At 62.4% G+C, this 19,943-nt stretch carries 17 protein-coding genes; 11 read left to right on the forward strand and 6 right to left on the reverse strand.

What is annotated here, in order from left to right:
- Nucleotides 1-54: 54 nt before the first annotated feature.
- Nucleotides 55-2,748 carry a bifunctional acetate--CoA ligase family protein/GNAT family N-acetyltransferase gene (locus QX010_RS14035; protein WP_316180043.1) on the forward strand — a complete coding sequence of 898 codons (2,694 nt, stop codon included), beginning with the start codon at nucleotides 55-57 and terminating at the stop codon, nucleotides 2,746-2,748.
- Between the two features lie 37 nt (nucleotides 2,749-2,785).
- Here QX010_RS14035 and QX010_RS14040 read toward each other — a convergent pair whose 3' ends face one another.
- Complete coding sequence (locus tag QX010_RS14040; RefSeq protein WP_315803592.1) at nucleotides 2,786-3,292, reverse strand: phage holin family protein; 507 nt, start codon at nucleotides 3,290-3,292, stop codon at nucleotides 2,786-2,788.
- Entirely contained in the window at nucleotides 3,293-3,562 is a 270-nt protein-coding gene (locus QX010_RS14045; RefSeq protein ID WP_315803591.1) for a hypothetical protein, read from the reverse strand.
- A gap of 161 nt (nucleotides 3,563-3,723) precedes the next feature.
- Here QX010_RS14045 and QX010_RS14050 point away from each other — a divergent pair, with 161 nt between their 5' ends.
- Genes QX010_RS14050 through QX010_RS14060 form a run of 3 tightly spaced genes read left to right on the forward strand, consistent with a single transcriptional unit; the run spans nucleotide 3,724 to nucleotide 6,746 of the window.
- Nucleotides 3,724-4,860 (forward strand): ABC transporter permease, encoded by a 1,137-nt coding sequence (locus QX010_RS14050; protein ID WP_316180044.1) that lies wholly within the window; start codon nucleotides 3,724-3,726, stop codon nucleotides 4,858-4,860.
- Nucleotides 4,861-4,862: 2 nt separating this feature from the next.
- Complete coding sequence (locus tag QX010_RS14055; RefSeq protein ID WP_315803589.1) at nucleotides 4,863-5,642, forward strand: ABC transporter ATP-binding protein; 780 nt, start codon at nucleotides 4,863-4,865, stop codon at nucleotides 5,640-5,642.
- A 3-nt stretch (nucleotides 5,643-5,645) separates the two neighbouring features.
- On the forward strand, nucleotides 5,646-6,746 hold the full coding sequence (locus tag QX010_RS14060) for an ABC-type transport auxiliary lipoprotein family protein (RefSeq protein WP_316180045.1): 1,101 nt from the start codon (nucleotides 5,646-5,648) through the stop codon (nucleotides 6,744-6,746).
- Nucleotides 6,747-6,756: 10 nt separating this feature from the next.
- Here the strand turns inward: QX010_RS14060 and QX010_RS14065 are convergent, their stop codons facing one another.
- Complete coding sequence (locus tag QX010_RS14065; protein ID WP_316180046.1) at nucleotides 6,757-7,074, reverse strand: cytochrome c; 318 nt, start codon at nucleotides 7,072-7,074, stop codon at nucleotides 6,757-6,759.
- A gap of 140 nt (nucleotides 7,075-7,214) precedes the next feature.
- Here QX010_RS14065 and QX010_RS14070 point away from each other — a divergent pair, with 140 nt between their 5' ends.
- Together QX010_RS14070 and QX010_RS14075 are read left to right on the forward strand one after the other, a co-directional pair.
- Complete coding sequence (locus QX010_RS14070) at nucleotides 7,215-7,928, forward strand: helix-turn-helix domain-containing protein (protein ID WP_315803586.1); 714 nt, start codon at nucleotides 7,215-7,217, stop codon at nucleotides 7,926-7,928.
- Between the two features lie 572 nt (nucleotides 7,929-8,500).
- Nucleotides 8,501-9,232 (forward strand): Crp/Fnr family transcriptional regulator, encoded by a 732-nt coding sequence (locus tag QX010_RS14075; protein ID WP_315803585.1) that lies wholly within the window; start codon nucleotides 8,501-8,503, stop codon nucleotides 9,230-9,232.
- On the opposite strand, the gene QX010_RS14080 is transcribed toward QX010_RS14075, so the two are convergent.
- From QX010_RS14080 to QX010_RS14090, 3 genes are read right to left on the reverse strand one after another with little or no spacing between them, the layout of a single operon-like run.
- Nucleotides 9,214-9,642, reverse strand: a complete 429-nt coding sequence (locus QX010_RS14080; protein WP_316180047.1) for a TRAP transporter large permease subunit — start codon at nucleotides 9,640-9,642, stop codon at nucleotides 9,214-9,216. The two genes, QX010_RS14075 and QX010_RS14080, sit on opposite strands and share 19 nt — an antisense overlap.
- A gap of 59 nt (nucleotides 9,643-9,701) precedes the next feature.
- Nucleotides 9,702-10,700 (reverse strand): TRAP transporter substrate-binding protein, encoded by a 999-nt coding sequence (locus tag QX010_RS14085; protein ID WP_316180048.1) that lies wholly within the window; start codon nucleotides 10,698-10,700, stop codon nucleotides 9,702-9,704.
- 55 nt (nucleotides 10,701-10,755) lie between these two features.
- The gene (locus tag QX010_RS14090) at nucleotides 10,756-11,442 is read right to left on the reverse strand and encodes a GntR family transcriptional regulator (protein ID WP_316180167.1); all 687 of its coding nucleotides are present in this window, start codon (nucleotides 11,440-11,442) and stop codon (nucleotides 10,756-10,758) included.
- Between the two features lie 367 nt (nucleotides 11,443-11,809).
- On the opposite strand from QX010_RS14090, the gene QX010_RS14095 reads away from it, so the two are divergent.
- From QX010_RS14095 to QX010_RS14115, 5 genes are all read left to right on the forward strand, one after another.
- Nucleotides 11,810-13,897: a molybdopterin oxidoreductase family protein gene (locus QX010_RS14095; protein ID WP_316180049.1), complete on the forward strand. Its 2,088-nt coding sequence runs from the start codon at nucleotides 11,810-11,812 to the stop codon at nucleotides 13,895-13,897.
- Between the two features lie 186 nt (nucleotides 13,898-14,083).
- Complete coding sequence (locus tag QX010_RS14100) at nucleotides 14,084-14,350, forward strand: hypothetical protein (protein ID WP_316180050.1); 267 nt, start codon at nucleotides 14,084-14,086, stop codon at nucleotides 14,348-14,350.
- A gap of 271 nt (nucleotides 14,351-14,621) precedes the next feature.
- Nucleotides 14,622-18,047, forward strand: coding sequence for an acyl-[ACP]--phospholipid O-acyltransferase (locus QX010_RS14105; protein WP_316180052.1), 3,426 nt, complete (start codon nucleotides 14,622-14,624; stop codon nucleotides 18,045-18,047).
- The gene (locus QX010_RS14110) at nucleotides 18,047-18,784 is read left to right on the forward strand and encodes an esterase/lipase family protein (RefSeq protein ID WP_315803791.1); all 738 of its coding nucleotides are present in this window, start codon (nucleotides 18,047-18,049) and stop codon (nucleotides 18,782-18,784) included. The genes QX010_RS14105 and QX010_RS14110 overlap by 1 nt, the downstream gene beginning before the upstream one ends.
- Before the next feature lie 72 nt (nucleotides 18,785-18,856).
- The gene (locus QX010_RS14115) at nucleotides 18,857-19,636 is read left to right on the forward strand and encodes an enoyl-CoA hydratase/isomerase family protein (protein ID WP_315803578.1); all 780 of its coding nucleotides are present in this window, start codon (nucleotides 18,857-18,859) and stop codon (nucleotides 19,634-19,636) included.
- The last annotated feature ends 307 nt before the right edge of the window (nucleotides 19,637-19,943 follow it).

Genomic DNA, 19,943 nt, shown 5'->3' on the forward strand with positions numbered 1-19,943 from the left:
AAGATCAGTCTCCGGGATTCACCCGCCTTTCACCGACTGATGTTGGACGTGCAAATGTCGACCTACCGAATGCGGAACCTGCTTTTGCCACGCTCCATCGCTCTGATCGGAGGAAGTCCGCGACCGAACTCGGTAGGGAAGGCCATCCTCGACAATATCGTCAAGGCGCGGTTCGAGGGCAAGCTTGGCCTGGTCAATTCTCGCTATCGGGAAATATCCAATATCGCAGCCGTTGGCAGCCTCGCCGAACTGGCGTTTGTGCCGGAACTGGTGGTGATCACGACGCCCCCCCCTTCGATCCCGGATCTCATTCATCGCGCAGGCGCGTTGGGGACGGCAGGGGCTTTGATCATTACCTCGGGTCTCGGGCACGGAGAGGGGTCGCTCGCCGACCAGGCCGAGAAGGCGGCGCAGAAATACGGCATGCGTCTCATCGGGCCGAACTGTCTCGGAATCATGATGCCTACCATCAAGCTCAATGCGAGCTTTTCGGCACACATGCCGGTTGCAGGAAGCTTGGCGCTCATTTCCCAGTCCGGCGCTATCGCGGCGGGGATGGTAGATTGGGCTGCTCAGCGCGGTGTTGGGTTTTCTGGAATCGTCTCGATCGGCGATCAGTTGGACGTCGATCTCGCAGATCTTCTGGACCACTTCGCGTTGGACGGTGGGACCCGCGCGATCCTGCTCTACATCGAAGCCGTCAAGGACGCGCGAAAGTTCATGTCCGCGGCGCGAGGGGCGGCAAGGGTCAAGCCGGTTGTGGTCGTAAAGTCGGGCCGCGGTGCCGTCGGTGCGCAAGCTGCGGCGACACATACGGGCGCGCTGGCGGGAGCCGATGCCGTCTATGATGCGGCTTTTCGCCGGGCCGGCGTTCTGCGGGTCTCCGATCTGCGCGAGTTGTTCGACTGCGCCGAAACGCTGGGGCGGGTGGAGTCGCCCATGGGCAAGAGGCTCGCCATTCTCACGAATGGCGGCGGGATCGGCGTGCTCGCCGTGGATCGACTGGTCGAGCTCGGAGGCGTGCCTGCCGCACTTTCGCCGGTCGTCCACGACAAACTTGACGCCATCCTGCCGCCGACCTGGTCCGGATCCAACCCGGTCGACATCGTCGGCGATGCCGATGCCGCACGCTACACGCTCGCGCTCGAAGCGCTGCTCGCCGATCAAGCCAACGATGCAATTCTCGTCATGAATGTTCAGACCGCGATTGCATCCGCGAGCGCCATCGCCACGGCTGTCACCGAGTTCGTCAGTACCTATCGAAAGCAGCACCGGCGCTGGGCAAAGCCGGTTCTGGCGGCATGGGTCGGCGCGGAGCAGCCGGTCATCGAGACCTTGAGCGGGGCAGGAATTCCGAACTATCCAACCGAGGATGATGCCGTTCGCGGCTTCATGCATCTCGTTCGTCATCGGGAGGTGGTCGAATCGCTTGCCGCTGTCCCGCCGGCCATGCCGAGCTCTTTTGCGCCCGACGTCGACGCAGCCCGCGGAATTATAGCGACAGCCCTCGCCGACGGGCGGACCTGGCTCGATCCGGTCGAGATCAGTCGCCTGCTGGAGGCTTACGATATTGCGATGGTGCCGACGTTCGCTGCGTCCTCGGTCGACGAGGCGGTCGGGTATGCGGAACAGTTGTTCGCTCAAGGCACAACTGTCGTTCTCAAGATTCTGTCGAGAGATATCATTCACAAATCCGACGTCGGCGGTGTCGTGCTCAATCTCACCACGGCCGAGGCCGTGCGTAACGCGGCGAACGAGATCATGGCCCGCGCGAAGGCCCTTCGGCCCGACGCACGGATTTCCGGCGTGATCGTGCAAGCCATGATCGTCCGCGCCAAGGCGCGGGAGCTGATCATGGGCATTGCCGACGATCCGATCTTCGGAACCGTGATCGTGTTCGGCAGGGGCGGTACCGCCGTCGAGATCATCAACGACAAGGCGCTCGGTCTGCCTCCGCTCGATCTCCATCTGGCGCGAAACCTCATCGAGCGGACGCGCGTCTCACGATTGCTGCGCGCTTATCGTGATGTCCCCGCGGTCAAGCCCGATGCAGTCGCACTGGTGCTGGTCAAGCTTGCGCAGCTTGCAGCAGACGTTCCCGAGATTCGCGAACTCGATATCAATCCGCTGCTCGCCGACGAGAGCGGCGTCATGGCCGTCGATGCGCGCGTCGCCGTCGGCAGGGTTCCGCCGAAATTCAAAGGCTCTGGTCCGTCGAATTTCGCCGTTCGGCCCTATCCGAGCCAATGGGAACGGCATCTCCAGGTCAAGGACGGCTGGCGGATCCTTGCGCGGCCGATCCGACCCGAGGATGAGCCAACCATTCATGAGTTCCTCAAGCATGTCACTCCGGAAGACCTGCGTCTTCGATTCTTTGCCCCCATGAAGGAGTTCACGCACGAGTTCATCGCGCGCCTGACGCAGCTCGACTATGCGCGCGCGATGGCTTTTGTGGCGCTCGATGAAGCGACAAACGAACTGGTCGGCGTCGTGAGGATTCACTCCGACTCGGTTTACGAGAGCGGGGAGTACGCGATCCTGTTGCGGTCGGATCTCAAGGGACGCGGACTCGGCTGGGCATTGATGCAGCTGATCATCGAATACGCCAAGTCGGAGGGCCTGAAAATGATCTCCGGCGACGTCCTGCAGGAGAATGTCGTCATGCTGGAGATGTGTAGGAACCTCGGTTTCGAGGTCAGAACCGATCCAACCGAGCGCGACCTTTGCAATGTCAAACTCAGGCTCTAAGCTTAGTGTTTGGTGTCCTCTCACCGGATCCATCGGTTCAGGTCGGATGGTGGTCGTCATTCGACGGCGGCCTCGCCGCCTCGCCTTCGGAGGCGCCATGCGAGCGGAGAGTTCTGATGATCATCGTCGCAACGGGAACGATGAGCAGCGGAATGAGGCTGTTGAGCGGATGGTTGACCACGCTCGAGATCCGGGACTGCAAAGCTCGTGCTTCCAACTGCAGCGAGTCCATCGCCGAGGAGTGAATCTCGTTGGCTAGTTCGAGTTCCCGGCCGGACGGTGCACGGGATGCGATGATCAGGAGGATCGCCGCAATCGCGATATTGCAGGCTCCGAGTGCTGCGGCTGCCACGACCGCAGAGGTGATCTGGACCAACGCAAGGTAGGCCGCCAGCTCGAACATCAGGAGGCCAAAGACGGCGATCAGCGCCGCAAAGGCCCGGAGGCCGAGTCCGACGAGCAGATGCCGGAGCCTGATGTCGGCAATGACCCGGTCCGTCCGCCAGAGAAGGCGCAAATGTTTAACGACATTTTCGGTATCCACTTAAGTTCTCCGCAGCAGGAGGCCAACCGCGAGCCCGAAGGCGAAGGCCGAAGCTGTCGCCGCGATCGGACGATCCCTGATCATCCGCTCCACCTGAACGTCGGTCTCACTTAGACGCATGTCTAGCCCCTCGATCGCTGCAGCGAGCATTCCGGCAGCTGGTTGCGCGTCCGGGTTGTCACGCGGCGCACCCGCGCCCCGCAACAGCTGGCTTAGCTCGCGCGTCAGGCTCTCCAACTCGGTCCGGAGCGTCGTCGGGTCGATGGCCATGTTTTGTCCTCGGGTCAAAATCACTGTAGAACGTAGCTCGGCACGATGCTTGATTTCGCTCAACCCGTTGCGCTGACGGGATTGACGCAGATCAAGCGAGGCAGATCGGCGCGATTTAGGAACGGGTGTGCCTCGGCACGCCGAATGAGGGAGACATCCAATTGCGTGCTCATCCGGGACTTACCGCCGCGACGACGGAGGATGTGCTCGAGCTTCGTCCGAGCGGATCATGGGTGTCCCTGAACGTGGCAGAGCTCGAGAGCTTGACCAGCTCTGTCGGCAACAGCATCAACAGCGCGACTGCGGTGAAGCTTGATCTTGGAGCCGTCAGCGAAATCGATACCGTGGGGGCTTGGTTGCTTGAGAAGCTCGGCCGCCGGGCTGCTGTTGGCGGTCGGCGGGTCGAGACGACCGGGGTGGCAGAAAACTACATCGGCCTCGTCGAGGAGGTCCGGCAGGTCAATCGGCGAGCCGTCGCGCCGGCACCGAGACTGAACCCGATCCTTGCCAAACTCACCGACCTCGGTCGTTCGAGTCTGGGGGCCGCCCAGGACATCAAGGTGTTTCTGGACATGTTGGCCGCGCTGTTCTTTGCGCTGCTGCGGACGCTGCGCCGGCCGCGATCTCTGCGCGTGACCTCCCTCGTCTATCAGATGTACCGCATCGGATGGCAGGCCATTCCAATCGTGGTGTTGATCACCTTCCTGATCGGCGCCATCATTGCCCAGCAGGGGATCTTCCATTTTCGACGTTTCGGTGCCGAGTCTTACGTCGTCGACATGGTCGGAATTCTGGTCCTGCGCGAGCTTGGCGTTCTGATCGTCGCGATCATGGTGGCAGGACGGTCGGGAAGCGCCTACACGGCCGAGCTTGGATCGATGAAGATGCGCGAGGAGATCGATGCGCTGGTGACGATGGGACTTGATCCTGTCGAGGTGCTGATCCTGCCCCGTATCCTTGCGTTGATCTTGACCTTGCCAATTCTCGCCTTCATTGGCTCGATGGCTGGCCTGTATGGAGGAGGGCTGGTGGCCCAGCTCTATGGCGGCATGGGACCGGCAATCTTCATCGCCCGGCTACACGATGCCATCTCGGTGACGCACTTCGAAGTGGGAATATTGAAGGCGCCGTTCATGGCCTTGGTGATCGGCATTGTCGCCTGCAGTGAGGGACTTCGTGTGAAAGGTAGTGCCGAATCGCTGGGGCAACAGACTACGACATCCGTGGTGAAGTCCATTTTCCTGGTCATCGTGCTCGATGGTCTTTTCGCCGTGTTCTTTGCGTCCATTGGAATGTAGCAATGGATGATCTTGGCGTGTCCAGCGCGATCCGCGTGACCGATCTCGTTGTCGGGTTCGGCCGGCAGCTCGTTCTGAACGATCTTTCGCTCGACGTTCGTCGCGGTGAGATTCTCGGGTTGGTAGGCGCGTCAGGCGGCGGAAAATCCGTCCTGATGCGGACGATCATCGGGCTCATTCCTCGGCGCAGCGGGTCTATCGAGGTCATGGGGACAACCCTTGGGAGCGCCGAGGAGCGGACGACGCAGGCGGCAGCGAAGCGCTGGGGAATTCTGTTCCAGCAGGGAGCTCTGTTCTCGTCACTGACGGTCAAGCAGAACGTTCAGTTTCCGCTGCGCGAGAGCCTGCAGATGTCGCAGGAGTTGATGGATGAGATCGCGATAGCCAAGCTCGAAATGGTCGGCCTTCGCGCAGAGGACGGTGATAAATTCCCAGCCGAGCTATCCGGTGGCATGACGAAGCGCGCGGCGCTGGCGCGCGCCCTCGCTCTCGATCCGGCGATCGTATTTCTTGACGAGCCGACCTCCGGCCTCGATCCGATTTCCGCCGGCGACTTCGATGCCCTGATCAAGACGCTCCAGCTGACGTTGGGATTGACGGTGTTTATGGTGACCCATGACCTCGCCAGCCTCAACACGGTCTGCGACCGTGTCGCTGCGTTGGCCGATGGCAGGATCGTGGCGATTGGTCCTATGAGCGACCTCCTCCGATCAGAACATCCATGGGTCAAAGCCTATTTTCACGGCAAGCGATCCCAGATGCTGCAACCAAAAGCGAGTTGAAAGATGGAAACCCGTGCACCCTTCGCTGTCATCGGCGGCTTCGTGCTGGCGGCCATCGTCGCAATCTTTGGCTTCGTTTACTGGCTCAACAACACCGGAGGACTCGGTCCTCGCACGACCTATCACGTGCAGTTCGAGGGCTCGGTGCCCGGCCTGCTGGTCGGGGCTGCCGTTCTGTTCAATGGAATCCGGGTCGGCGAGGTGACCGAGCTCGGTCTGGCGGCGAACGATCCGCGTCGGGTCAACGCAACGATTTCCGTGGCGTCGACGACTCCCGTGCGCGCCGACACCAAAGTAGGGTTGGAATTTCAGGGGCTGACAGGAGTGCCGGTGATCGCGCTGGAGGGTGGCGCGTCGGCAGGAGCGGCGAGTGCCGTATCGACCTTGATTGCAGAACCGGGCGCCGGACAAAGCATGACGCAGGCCGCCCGGGACGCCCTGCGGCGTGTCGATGCAGTTCTTGCGGAGAATGCAGGGCCGCTCAAAGATACGATCGCCAACCTCAAGACATTCTCAGACGGCCTTGCGCGGAATACCGGCAAGCTCGATGGAATCGTCTCGGGTCTGGAGAAAATGACGGGAGGCGGTGCTCCAGCACAGAAAGTCACCTATGATCTGAGCGCGCCGCGAGAACTGGGGCCGGTCAACAAGACCATCAAGGGGCAGCTTGCGATACCTGAGCCCACGGCCGTGGCGATGCTGCAGACTCAGCGCATGCTATTCACGCCAACAAAGGATTACCCGGGGTTCGGTGATTTCCTGTGGGCTGACAGCATCCCCAAGTTGTTGCAATCACGTCTGATCGATGCCTTCGAGAATTACGATGTGGCCCACGCTCCGCTGCGGACATCCGATCTGGGCCAGCCGGATTTTCAGCTGCTGATTGATGTCCGCCGTTTCCGGATCAATGCCGATACCGCCGCGGTGGAGATCGGCCTGTCGGCTCGCCTCGTCGACAAGAACGGCAAGGCCATCGCGTCTCGGCTGTTTGACGAAAACCAGCCCGTTGCCCGGCTTGATCCTGCTGATGCCGTGTCCGCCTTCGACGAGGCCTTCGGCCGGATCGCCAAATCGATTTTGACCTGGACGATACAGGCGCTCTGAATCGACGGGGCTATTCCAAGCTCTTCAAATACGAGAGCAGATCGTGGATCTGCGGCGGCGCGAGCTGGAACTGGGGCATGGCCGGGTGACCAGTCATGATCCCCTCCGCGAGCGCTTCGCCCAACGATTCGATCGGGTAGCGGAGATGTAGGCTGCGGAACGGAGGGGCCGGTTCGAAGGGGCTCTCTCCCGTTCGACCGATGGCGTGACATCGTGCGCAGTGGGCCTTCGCGAAAGCCTGTCCGCGTTGCTCTGCTGTCGACGCTGCGTATGACGGTGTCGCCAACATCGTGGCGGCGAGAAGGTGGCACTGAACAAGCCGCTGCATTCACGATATCCATTGGTGTTGGGAGTGGCGGCCACGATAGGGCCCGGATTGTTGGTTCGTTTGATTTGAATCAATCGGAACTTCGAGCGTCCGTTAGAATGCAACCATTCGCTTTGCGCTTGGCCCACCGGAGCCCTCGTATGAAGACGTCTCTTGTTGCAATCGATTTCCACGGGCAGGCCTGTGCCGATTGTGCCGTGCGGGGATTCAGTGTCTGTGCGTCGCTCGACCAGTTTGAGATGCGCGAATTCGAGCACCTCAGCCGCCGAGCCCATTTTGCGACCTGCGAGACGGTTTTCGCGCAAGAAGATACGTCGTCCTGCTTCTACAATTTATTGGATGGGGTCATGAGGCTCTACAAGCTTCTCCCCGACGGACGCAGGCAGATCGTCGGATTTGCGCTGCCCGGCGACTTCGTCGGCATGACGACGGAGGAACGGCACGGATTTTCGGCTGACGCGATCGGTCCCGTCACCGTCTGCCAGTTCGCGAAGGGACCGTTCGGACGCTTTGCCGAGGACAAGCCGAATCTGCTGCGCCGGATGAACGAACTGGCCGTGCAGGAGCTGAATCAGGCGCGTGATCACATGGTACTTCTCGGACGCCGATCAGCCGAGGAGAAGGTCGCGACATTCCTCGTTGGCTGGAGGGATCGGCTGGTGGAGCTTCGGGGGGCCTCTAACATGGTACCGTTGCCGATGAGTCGGCAGGATATCGCCGACTATCTCGGGCTCACCATCGAGACCGTCAGTCGAACGTTCACGAAGCTCGAACGGGAGGGCATCATCGCGATCCTGCCCGGGGGCGTCTCGCTTCGGGACTCGGCGCGAGCTGAAGCAATGGCTGCTGCCTGACATCGCGGGCGAAATCCGTATTGCATTGATCTGGATCAAGGACTGTCGCGCAGCCGATAGGGAACTGTGTCTCAAACTCGAACAGGGGGAGAGAGACATGCCGCTGGACGCTATGATGGTCAGCTTTGCAGTTGTGGGGGTTTTTGTCGGGTTCGCTGCGGTCCTGCTTTGGGCTGATTCACAGACAAGGCATCGGGTGTGAGGTACAGGCTGCCCTTGGGCTGCGGCATCTTGCGCTCAGAAGAGTAGCGCTGCCGGTCCGACGGGGCGGCTGGACGACTCTCACGCGTTGCACAATGTATGCAGGGCCCGTCCCGGCGGCGTAAACGCCTCCGGCGTCGATTGGCACATGGCTTCGCCGTTGAGCGTTCGCCGCATTTTCCTGGACAATCCGCCGATCTGCCGTATTCCGAGATGCAATGAAATCGAGGATCGGTGGTCGCAAGTCCGAGGGATCGTTTTTGCTGGTGGCTGTAGGCGTGTCCATAGTCCCCTGATATCCGCGGGGCCTTGGCCACCAGCTTTGGACATTTCCCTTGGGCGGCGGTATTCGGACGCCTGGGAGATGCGGTGTGACTGAGGAAAAGCGGGCGAGCGTCCGACCTACCAATAACGGCAAACTGTCGGTGCTGCGTCAGCATCCGATTTTTCGTGAGCTCGAGGCTGATGCGGTCGATCAGCTCTGCCGCTACGCCAAGCCGACATCGCTCAAGCGCGGTGCAACCATCTTCTCAAAAGGCGATCCTGGCTCGAGCTTATATGCCGTGATCAGTGGCACCGTCAAAATCAGTGTCTCGTCGCCCGACGGCCGCAATGCCATCCTGAACCTGATCAGCGCGGGTGAGATATTCGGCGAGGTCGCCGTGCTCGACGGACGAGAACGCACAGCCGATGCAACGGCCAACACGAATTGCGAGATACTGGTCATCGATCGGCGCGAATTCCTGCCGTTCGTGAAGAGCCAACCGGTGCTGGCAATGAAATTCATCGAGCTGCTTTGCGATCGGCTGCGCTGGACCAGCGACCAGGTCGAGCAGGTCATCCTTCAGGATCTTCCTCGCCGCCTTGCCAGTGCACTGCTCGGCCTGACCGACAAGCGCAAGCTGGATGCCGCGAGCCGCACCATTGCCATCACTCAGCAGGAGATCAGCGAAATGGTCGGCATGACGCGGGAGAGCATCAACAAGCAATTGCGTGCGTGGGCCGCGCGGGACTGGGTCCGCCTCGAGCACGGGGCGATCGTTCTTCTGAATCCCGAGCCGCTACGCGGATTGGCAGAGACCGGTCAAGACGAGGACGAGTAGGGGCCGAGAAGCATTTTCCGGCGTCCTGCTGAACCGATGATGGCCGCATCCGGCCAGCGATCGATCGTGATCTTGACCGCATCCTTGGCTGGAACCTGCCGGCTGTGGGGATGGTCTTCGCGATAGGCGAACACGGTACAGAGCAGGATCCGCGAGAAGCCGAGCAGCAGTCCCGGGAATATACCCGCCATGAGCAGCGCGCTGATCGAGAACGCCCCACCGGTCGCGAGCGAGTACAGGACGGCGTTGTGGCTTGGTGGCGCCAGTACAACAGGACGGCCATCGGTTCGGGCCAGAAGGTCGCGCTGTTCAGGACGTAGGCGCGTGAAGACCGCCCAAAGGATGAGGGCTGAGATCAGCACGAGCGCCGTCACGCCCGCGATGACGCAGGCGAGATGCAGCGCATCCATCGCCGGAGATGGAGTCCGGCCATCGTAAGCCTCCCGATCGTCCGAACCGAGCGCGCGGTCTACGCGATGTCCTGAATGCGCTTAATCAGTTCTTGGTGCTTCGGACCGTATTTGTCCCAGACCGGCTTTACGGCCTTCTGGAACGGCGCCTTGTCGGCGATTTCGACGATTTCGGAGCCGGCGGCCCTGGCCTTCTCCATCGCTTCCCGCTCGTAGACCTTCCAGAGTTCGCGCTCCTCCATCTGTGCTTCGCGTGCGAACTTCTTGATCAAGGTCTGGTCGTCGGTCGACAGGTTCGCCCAGGCGCGCTTCGAGAACGCGAGGACTTCTGGAATGACAAGATGCTGGGTGAGCGAATAGTACTTCGCGGCCGTGTAGTGATTGCTGAAGACGTAGCTCGGTAGATTGTTCTCGGCCCCGTCGATCACGCCGGTCTGCAGCGCGCTGAAGACCTGATCGTACCCCATCGCGACGCCGTTGCCGCCGAGCGCGTTCATCATGTCGATGAAGATGGGATTGCCGATCACGCGAATCTTCAGCCCCTTCACGTCCTCCACCGTCCTGATGGGCTTCTTGGTATTGTAGATGCTGCGCGCACCCGAATTCATCCAGCAGAGCGCGACGAGATTTGCGCTGGCATTGGCGCTGACGCGGTCCAGAAGGTCCTGACCGATCGGACCGTCCATCATCTTTTCCGAATGTTCGATGCTCTTGAACAGGAAGGGCATGTTGACGACGTTGACGTCATCGACGATCGGGCCGAGCGCGCCGGTGCTGACCCGCAGCATCTGGATCGCCCCGATCTGGGTCTGCTCGATGGTCTCTTTCTCGCCGCCGAGCTGAGCGGACGGATACATCTGGATCGACAGCCTGCCGCTGGTTGCCGCCGCAAGCTTCTTGCCGAGGTTTTCTGTTGCTGCAACCGTCGGATACCCCGGCGGCTGAACGTCGGATGCCTTGAACACCGCCTTCGATTGCGCAAGGGCGGCCGAGATCGGCGGCAGCGTTGCAACGCCCGCAAAGCCCACGCTCAGTCTGATGAAATCGCGTCTTTTCATGGCGTCTCTCCGCCGAAGTGATCGTGTCGCCGCAAGGTTCGATGCGATCATCTCGCTAGCTTGGTTGATCGAAATACTCTGGATTCTTGGTCTGAATTTCAGAGATGTCGTCGAGCAGGCGTTCCAGATGACTCGCCATGGCAGCCCGGGCACGATCCGGATCGCGCCGTTCGATGGCCTGAAGGATTGGTTCGTGCTCTGCGATCACTTCGGCCATCCGTCCGATCTGCGGCAAGGTCAGGCGGCGATAGCGGTCGACGTGAACCTTGACCTGAACGATCAGCTTCCAGATACCGGGATAGCCGGCGACCTCGGCGATGCCAGCGTGAAACATCTCGTCGGCCTGGTGGAAGGCTTCGCGATCCTTTGCGGCGCAGGCCTCGCGCTGACGTTCGAGGGTCGCATGCAGGTTGAGCAACTGGCTCGATGTTGCATGCTCGGCCGCCATCCGTGCGGTGGTCTCTTCGAGAGACTTTCGGATGATGATGGTCTCGGGGAGTGCTGCGACCGGAATGCGCGAGACGAAGATGCCGGACTGCGGAAAGATCTCGACCAGCCCTTCGTCCGAGAGCTTCAGAATGGCCTCGCGGACCGGTGTCCTGCTGACGCCATAGGCCGTCGCGATCTGCGCTTCCGAAATCGGTTCGCCCGGCAGGCGCACGAGCGACACGAGTTCCGACCTGAGATCGGTGTAGATGCGTGACGCTGCTGTCGCGCCGCGGGGGCGACCATTGCGGCGCATGCGGGCCACCACGGGCCGTGGCGCTGCGGCCAATTTCCTCGGGGGGCGACCGGACATTTTCGTTTCCTCAACTGATATATTAATATATGAAAATCGCTTTGCAATCGAAATTGCCGTCAGCTGAGGGCTCGTGATGGTGCGCTGCGATGTAGACCGTCGCAGGCAGCAAACACGAGCACGCAACAAAGCCTATCGTCTTTTCTTGCCGTCTTCATCTCGCCCCTAACGGCGGATCAGCCGTCGTCGGCGGCGACTTGTCCGCGTCCAGAACCAGATCTGCGGTGATGCAGACACGTACGAATCTTGTTCATGCGAATGCCTCGCGAATGCTCTCGGCGGATGCATTCTTTGATGCTACCAATCGGGCATGAACCAGCAGACCCGCGTCGATATCCGCCATTCCACCTGCCCGCACGATTGTCCGTCCGCCTGCGCGCTCGACGTCGAAGTGCTCGATCGGAAGACGGTCGGTCGCGTTCGCGGCTCGAAACGGCAGACCTATACGGCTGGCGTGGTTTGCGCCAAGGTCGCGAGATATGCCGAGCGGATTCATCATCCTGAAAGGCTGATGCATCCGATGCGTCGCGTCGGTCCGAAAGGATCAGGGCATTTTGCACGCATCTCCTGGGACGAGGCATTGGACGAGATCGCGGAGCGGTTTCTCCAGGCGGAGCGGGATTTTGGCGCTCAGTCGGTATGGCCGTATTATTACGCGGGCACGATGGGTCTCGTGATGCGCGACGGCCTCAATCGTCTCACCCATGTGAAGAAGTATTCGCGATTCTACTCGACGATCTGCGCCAATGTCGCGCGTATCGGCTTTGCCATCGGCACCGGGAAGATCGCCGGCGTCGATCCGCGGGAAATGGCGCTCTCGGACCTGGTCGTGATCTGGGGCACGAACCCGGTGAACACGCAGGTCAATGTCATGACTCATGCCGCGCGCGCCCGAAAAGAGCGGGGCGCCAAGATCGCCGCGATCGATGTCTACGACAATGAGACGATGAAGCAGGCCGACATCAAGATCATCCTGCGCCCGGGCACCGACGGCGCCTTTGCCTGCGGCGTGATGCACGTGCTGTTTCGCGACGGCTTTGCCGACCGCGCCTATATGGAGAAGTACACGGACTGCCCTGCGGAACTCGAAGCGCATCTGCAGACGCGGACGCCGCAATGGGCATCGCAAATCTCTGGCGTTCCCGTGGCCGAGATCGAGGCGTTCGCCCGTCTGGTCGGAGAGACGAAGCGCACCTTCTTCCGGCTGGGTTACGGCTTCACCCGTAGCAGGAACGGTGCCACGCAGATGCATGCGGCATCCTGCATTCCCGCGGTGACGGGCGCCTGGCAGTACGAAGGAGGCGGGGCCTTCTTCAACAACGCCGCGCTTTGGCACTTCGATGAGTCGATCATCGAGGGCCATGACGCCGTGGATCATTCCACCCGCTTCCTCGATCAGTCCCAGATCGGGCGCATCCTGACGGGAGACGCGGTGGCCCTCTGTGGAGGCCCGCCAGTCAAGGCGATGCTGATCCAGAACACCAACCCGATGACGGTGGCGCCCGAGCAGGAGCTGGTTCGCAACGGATTTGCGCGCGAAGACCTTTTCGTCGCCGTCCACGAGCAGTTCATGACCGAGACGGCGCAGATGGCGGACATCGTGCTGCCCGCCACGATGTTCATGGAGCATGACGATCTCTATTACGGCGGCGGCCATCAGCACATCTCGGTCGGACCGAAGCTGATTGATCCACCGGGTGAGTGCCGCTCCAACCACGAGGTGCTGCAAGGCCTGGCGCGGCGGCTGCGGGCTGTGCATCCGGGCTTCGAGATGTCGCCGCGCGAGCTGATCGATGCGACGTTGAAGAAGAGCGGCCATGGCGATATCGCCGGGCTCGAGGCCGATGTCTGGCGTGACCTTCAGCCGGACTTCCGCACGTCGCACTATCTCGACGGCTTCGCGCACAGGGACGGCAAATTCCACTTCAAGGCCGACTGGGCTCATCCGCCATTCGGACGCGTCATGGGAAATCCGGAGCGCATGCCGTCATTGCCCGACCATTGGGCGGCGACCGAAGAGGTCGATCAGCAGCATCCGTTCCGGCTTGCAACCAGTCCCGCACGCTCGTTCCTCAACACCTCCTTCAACGAGACGCCATCGTCGCAGGCGCGGGAAGGGGCCCCCTCCGTCATGATCCATCCGCTGGATGCAGCCCCGCTCGGCATCGTCGACGGCGACATCGTCACGCTCGGCAATGAGCGCGGACAGACCTCGCTTGCGGCCCGGCTGTTCGACGGAGTCCGGCGCGGAGTGTTGATCGCCGAATCGATCCATCCCAATCGCGCCCATGTCGGGGGACGCGGCATCAACGTGCTCACCGCCGCCGACACCGTCGCCCCGATCGGGGGCGCGGCCTTCCACGACAACAAGGTCTGGCTGCGCAAATCGGCAGGCTGACCCACTGGGGCAAGCCGAGTTATCGAAAATCCCTTCTGATTCGAGGGCCCTAATTGCCCCTCACGCCGAGGGGCGGCGCCTCGCAGGATCATTTTACCCTTCTTTGACGTTTTACATTCTCTTCTTGAGCGGCGCTCAAAAGCGCGATATATATTTTGAGCGTTGCTCAAAATATGGAGAAGTCTCATGCAGGTTCTCGACTCTCGCGCTCCCCATTTTTTTTCGACCAATGCGCCGACAGGACTGAACGGTCTCGCGCGGTTCGCGTCTCACCTTTGGACGGCGCGCGTCGAGCGGATCGCAAATGCTTGTGATGTTGCCGGTCTGCTGGCTGCGCGGCGAACGAGGCGGCTGGCGGGACAACGTCTGTTTCGTGCCGCCGGGCGCGAAGGGCACCGGCTGCGCCGTGGCGGCCTGTTCGGCTGCTTCCACTACCTGAGCGAACTGACCTGACCTCGTCTCAAATCCCGATCTGATGCGCAACGAAGCGGTCACCATGTCCTCGCGTCCCACCCCCTCCGTCCCGTTGCCATCGGTCTGGATAAGCCTTTTGCACACGACCTTCGCGCTATTTTCCATCCTGGTCGGCGACCAACAACAGAACGCCTAACCGCATGACCGCGTCTAACGGGATGCATCGCCGGCTCCGCCTCATTTCATCACCAACCTTCAAGACTCTTGCGATCCTTGCGGCCAAGCCGCTGCAGCACATCAGGAATCGATCATGATCAAGCAGTTGATGTCGTCGCGCCGTTTTGCCCCGCTGTTCTGGGCTCAATTCTCCTCGGCGCTGAACGACAACGTCCTGAAGAATGCGCTGGTCATCATGCTGCTCTATGGCGCCGTGGCAACGCATGGCGACGCGCTTGTGACCGTGGCGGGCGCCGTCTTCATCTTTCCGTTCTTCATCCTGTCCGGGCTCGGCGGCGAGCTGGCGGATCGATATGTTAAGGGAATCGTGGCGCGCCGGCTCAAATTCGCGGAGATCTTCGCCGCAACCTTTGCGGCGCTGGGCTTCTTTCTGCATTCGATCCCGCTGCTGTTCGTCGCCCTCGGCATGTTCGGTGTCATTGCCGCGCTGTTCGGTCCCGTGAAATACGCCATGCTGCCGGATCAACTGACGGTCGGTGAGCTCGCAACCGGCAACGCGCTGGTCGAAGGCGCGACCTTCATGGCCATCCTGATCGGCACCATCGCCGGCGGCCAGCTCGTCTCCGGCTCGTCGCACATGGGATGGGTCGCTCTCGCCGTCATCGGCCTCGCGTTGATCTCCTGGGCGTCGGCCTCGCGCATTCCGCACACGTCGCCGTCGGCCCCCGATCTGCGCATCACGGCCAATCCCTGGACCTCGACCTCGCACCTTCTCAAGTCGCTGTACGCCGCGCCGCGGCTGTGGGACGGCATGGTGATCGTGTCCTGGTTCTGGCTGGTCGGCGCCGTCGTGCTGTCGCTGCTGCCGGCGCTGGTCAAGGATGTCGTCGGCGGCACCGAGGGCGTGGTCACTCTGTGCCTCGCCATCTTCGCGATTGGCATTGCCATCGGCTCGCTGTTCGCAGCGCATCTCAGCCACGTCAGGCCGAATCTCGCGCTGGTGCCGATCGGCGCCATCCTCATGGGCGTGCTCGGCCTCGATCTGTCCTGGGCGATCGGGACGACCGAGGCCGCAAAGGGCCTCACGCCGCTCGCCTTCGTCGGCTCTTGGGCGGGCGCGCGCATGCTGATCGATTTCGCCGTTTTCGCCTTTGGCGGCGGCCTGTTCGTGGTTCCGGCGTTCGCCGCCGTGCAGGCCTGGTCGGAGCCGACCGAGCGCGCCCGGGTCATCGCTGCCGGCAATGTGCTGCAGGCCGCCTTCATGGTGGTCGGCTCGCTGGGCGTAGCCGGCCTGCAGGCCGCGGGCGTCTCGATCGCCTGGATCTTCTTCGGTCTGGCTCTGGCCAGCTTCGGCGCCGTCTGGTTCGTGCTCAACAAATGGGGCAGGGAGGGCGTGCGCGATTTCGGCGCGATGCTGTTCCGTGCTCTGTTCCGCACCGAAGTGCGCGGCCTGGAGAACCTGCCGCCAGCCGGCACCCGCATGCTGATCGCGCCGAACCATGTCAGCCTGATCGACGGTCCGCTGCTACACGCGGTGCTTCCGATTGATGCGACCTTCGCCGTGGACACCGGGATCTCCAAGGCCTGGTGGGCGAAGGTCTTCCTGAAGCTGGTGAGCCACATCACGATCGACCCGACCAAGCCGCTCGGTGCTCGCGACCTGATCAAGCTGGTCGCCAGCCAGGAGCCGGTGGTGATCTTCCCCGAGGGCCGCATCACGGTGTCGGGCTCGCTGATGAAGGTCTATGACGGCACCGCAATGATCGCCGACAAGGCCGACGCCATCGTGGTGCCCGTTCGCATCGAGGGCGCGCAGCGCTCGCATCTCAGCTATCTCAAGGATGGCCAGATCAAGCGCTCCTGGTTTCCCAAGGTGACGGTGACGATCCTGCCGCCGGTGAAGCTCACCATCGATGCGGCTCTCAAGGGCAAGACCCGCCGCAATGCGGCCGGCGCGGCGCTGCAGGACGTGATGATCGACGCCATGGTCAAGAACGCCATGCTGGATCGGACGCTGTTCGAGGCGCTCGCCCATGCCCATCGCGACCACGACACCGGCAAGGTGATGATCGAGGATCCGCTCGGCACCAAGCTGACCTATCGCAAGCTGCTGCTCGGCTCGCAGGTGCTCAGCCGCAAGCTCGAGCAGGGCACGATGGTGGGCGAGAACATCGGCCTGTTGCTGCCGAACTCCGCCGGCGTCGCCGTGGTGTTCATGGCGCTGCAGTCGATCGGCCGCGTGCCGGCAATGCTGAATTTCTCCGCCGGCCCGGTGAATGTGCTGGCGGCAATGAAGGCGGCGCAGGTCACGACCGTTCTGACGTCGCGGGCCTTCATCGAGAAGGGCAAGCTCGACAAGCTGATCGCGGCGATCGAAGGACAGGCCCGCCTGGTCTATCTCGAGGACGTCAAGGCCTCCGTCAGCCTGGCCGACAAGATCAAGGGGATGATCGACGGCACCAAGCCGCGCGTCGCCCGCAATGCCGACCATCCGGCGGTGATTCTGTTCACGTCCGGCTCCGAAGGCACCCCGAAGGGCGTCGTCCTGTCCCATCGCAACATTCTCGCGAATGCCGCGCAGGCATTGGCGAGGGTCGATGCCAACGCTAACGATCTTGTGTTTAATGTTTTGCCGGTCTTTCACTCCTTCGGCCTCACTGGCGGCATGATGATGCCCATGTTGGCGGGCATCCCGATCTACATGTACCCGTCGCCGCTGCATTACCGGATCGTGCCCGAACTGATCTACCAGACCGGCGCCACGATCTTGTTCGGCACCGACACCTTCCTGACCGGCTACGCGCGCTCCGCTCATGCCTACGATTTCCGCACCCTGCGGCTGGTCATTGCCGGCGCCGAGCCGGTCAAGGATCGGACACGGCAGATCTACATGGAGCGTTATGGCATCCGCGTTCTCGAAGGCTATGGCGTCACCGAGACCGCGCCGGTGCTGGCGATGAACACGCCGATGGCCAACCGTGTCGGCACCGTCGGCCGCCTGTCGCCGCTGATGGAGTATCGGCTCGACAAGGTGCCGGGCATCGAGGAGGGCGGACGGCTTTCGGTCCGCGGCCCCAACGTCATGCTCGGCTATGTCAGGGCCGAAAATCCCGGCGTGCTCGAGGCACTGCCGGAGGGCTGGCACGACACCGGCGACATCGTCACCATCGACGCGCAGGGCTTCATCACGATCAAGGGCCGCGCCAAGCGCTTTGCCAAGATCGCCGGCGAGATGGTGTCGCTGACGGTGGTCGAGCAGATCGCCGCGGCTTTGTGGCCGCAGGCAGCCTCGGTCGCGGTGTCGATCCCCGACCAGCGCAAGGGCGAGCGCATCGTGCTGATCACGACGCAGAAGGATGCCGAACGCTCCGCGATACAGCGTCAGGCCAAGGCGCAAGGCGCGCCGGAGCTTGCGGTGCCGGCCGTCGTGATGGTGGTCGACAAGATCCCGCTGCTCGGCTCGGGCAAGACCGACTATGTCGGCGCCAAGGCGCTTGCCGAGGCGAGTGCGGCAACCGCTACGACGGAGCGCGAGCCGGAGGAGCGGGAAGTCGCGTGATCGCATCGCTGCGCCGGCGTTCTCAGCACAGTGGCCCCCGCGATGCGGGGGTTGTGCTGCTGCATGGCATCGCCGGCCGGTCATTGATGCTGCGTCCGCTGGAAAAGCGGTTGCAGCGCGCAGGTTTTGCGACGCTGAACCTCGACTATGAGAGCCGCAAGAAGCCGCTCGAGTTTCTTGCTGACGACATCCGCCCGGCGATCGCCGATTTCGCCGCCGGGATCGACGGTCCGGTCCATTTCGTCACCCACTCGATGGGCGGGCTGCTGGCACGGGTCGCGATCGCGAAGCATCGGCCGGCGCGGCTCGGCCGTGTCGTCATGCTGGGAACGCCCAATGGCGGCAGCGAGCTCGCCGACCGGCTGCAGAACGTCGGGCTGTATCGCGCCTATTTCGGGCCGGCAGGCCTGCAACTGGTGACCACGAAAGACGTCACGCTCGCCTCCTTGCCGGCCGCCGACTACGAGATCGGCGTGATCGCCGGCAACCGTTTCCTCGACCCGATCGCCGGGCTGTTCCTGCTGCCATGGCCGAACGACGGCCGCGTCTCGGTCGAGAGCTGCAAGCTCGTCGGGATGACGGACTACACGACCGTCAAGGCCTCGCACGTGGGACTGCTGGTGCATCCGACGTCGTTCCGGCAGACCATCGCGTTCCTGCGTACCGGCCAGTTCGAGCCTGCGCGTCCGCTGCTGCGCGGCGTCATCGATGAGATCGGCCGCCGCGCGGCCTCCTGACGCAAGTTTTCCTTGCTCCTCGCGGCTATCCCGCGACAATCTCGCATCCGACAGCAAGCGACAGGCAAGGCGATGACCGACGACAGCGTGATTCTCGACAAGCGCGGGCAGGCCCTCTGGATCACCATCAATCGTCCGGAGAAGCGCAACGCGCTGAATGGCGACGTCATCGCCGGCATCTCGCGCGGCTATCGCCAGGCGCATGACGATCCCGGGGTGCGCGTGATCGTGCTGACGGGGGCGGGCGACAAGGCGTTCTGCGCGGGCGCCGACCTGCAGAACTCCGGCGCGGCGTTCGCGATGGATTTCTCCCGTCCCAATGTCGACTATGCCGATCTGCTCAGGCTGTCGCAGAATGCCACCAAGCCGGCGATCGCGCGGGTCGGCGGCGTCTGCATGGCCGGCGGCATGGGCCTGCTGTGCATGACCGACATGGCGGTCGCGGCCGACCACGTCCTCTTCGGCCTTCCGGAGGTGAAGGTCGGCGTGTTCCCGATGCAGGTCCTGAGCCTCTTGCAGAGCATCGCGCCGCCGCGTCTCGTCAACGAATGGGCGCTCACGGGCGAGCCGTTCGACGCCAAGGTCGCGCAGGCCGCCGGGCTGCTCAACCACGTCGTTCCCGCCGCCGAGCTCGACGGCAAGATCGACTGGCTGATCGGCCGTCTCGTCGACAAGTCGCCGACAGCCATCCGCCGCGGCAAATACGCCATGCGCGCCATCGCCTCGATGTCGTTCGACGAGTCCATCGCCTATCTCGAAAGCCAGATTGCGCTGCTCGCGATGACCGAAGACGCCAAGGAAGGCCTGAAGGCATTTGCCGAGAAGCGCAAGCCGGTGTGGCCGGGGAAATGATTTCGCTCGTATGATGAGGTCGTCATTCCGGGGCGCGCGTAGGGCGAGCCCGGAATCCATACTCCCGATGGCGGTTATGGATTCCGTGCCCACGCGTTGCAGGCGCGGTCCGGAATAACGCTGGTGGAGACGTGCGCGTGTTCTCAACATCGTCGCCATCGTCAAGCAACAGAATATATTCGTCAGCAATCTCGCGGCGCCGTGCGCCCGAGTCCCGTTCTGGTCTCAGCACTCAGAGATGAAGAGGGCGCAGGGCAGGTGAATCGGCTTATACGTGATCTCTCTGGTGCCCCGGGCTTTCTGGTCA

This window comes from Bradyrhizobium sp. SZCCHNRI1009 (assembly GCF_032487575.1).
GTDB lineage: Bacteria > Pseudomonadota > Alphaproteobacteria > Rhizobiales > Xanthobacteraceae > Bradyrhizobium.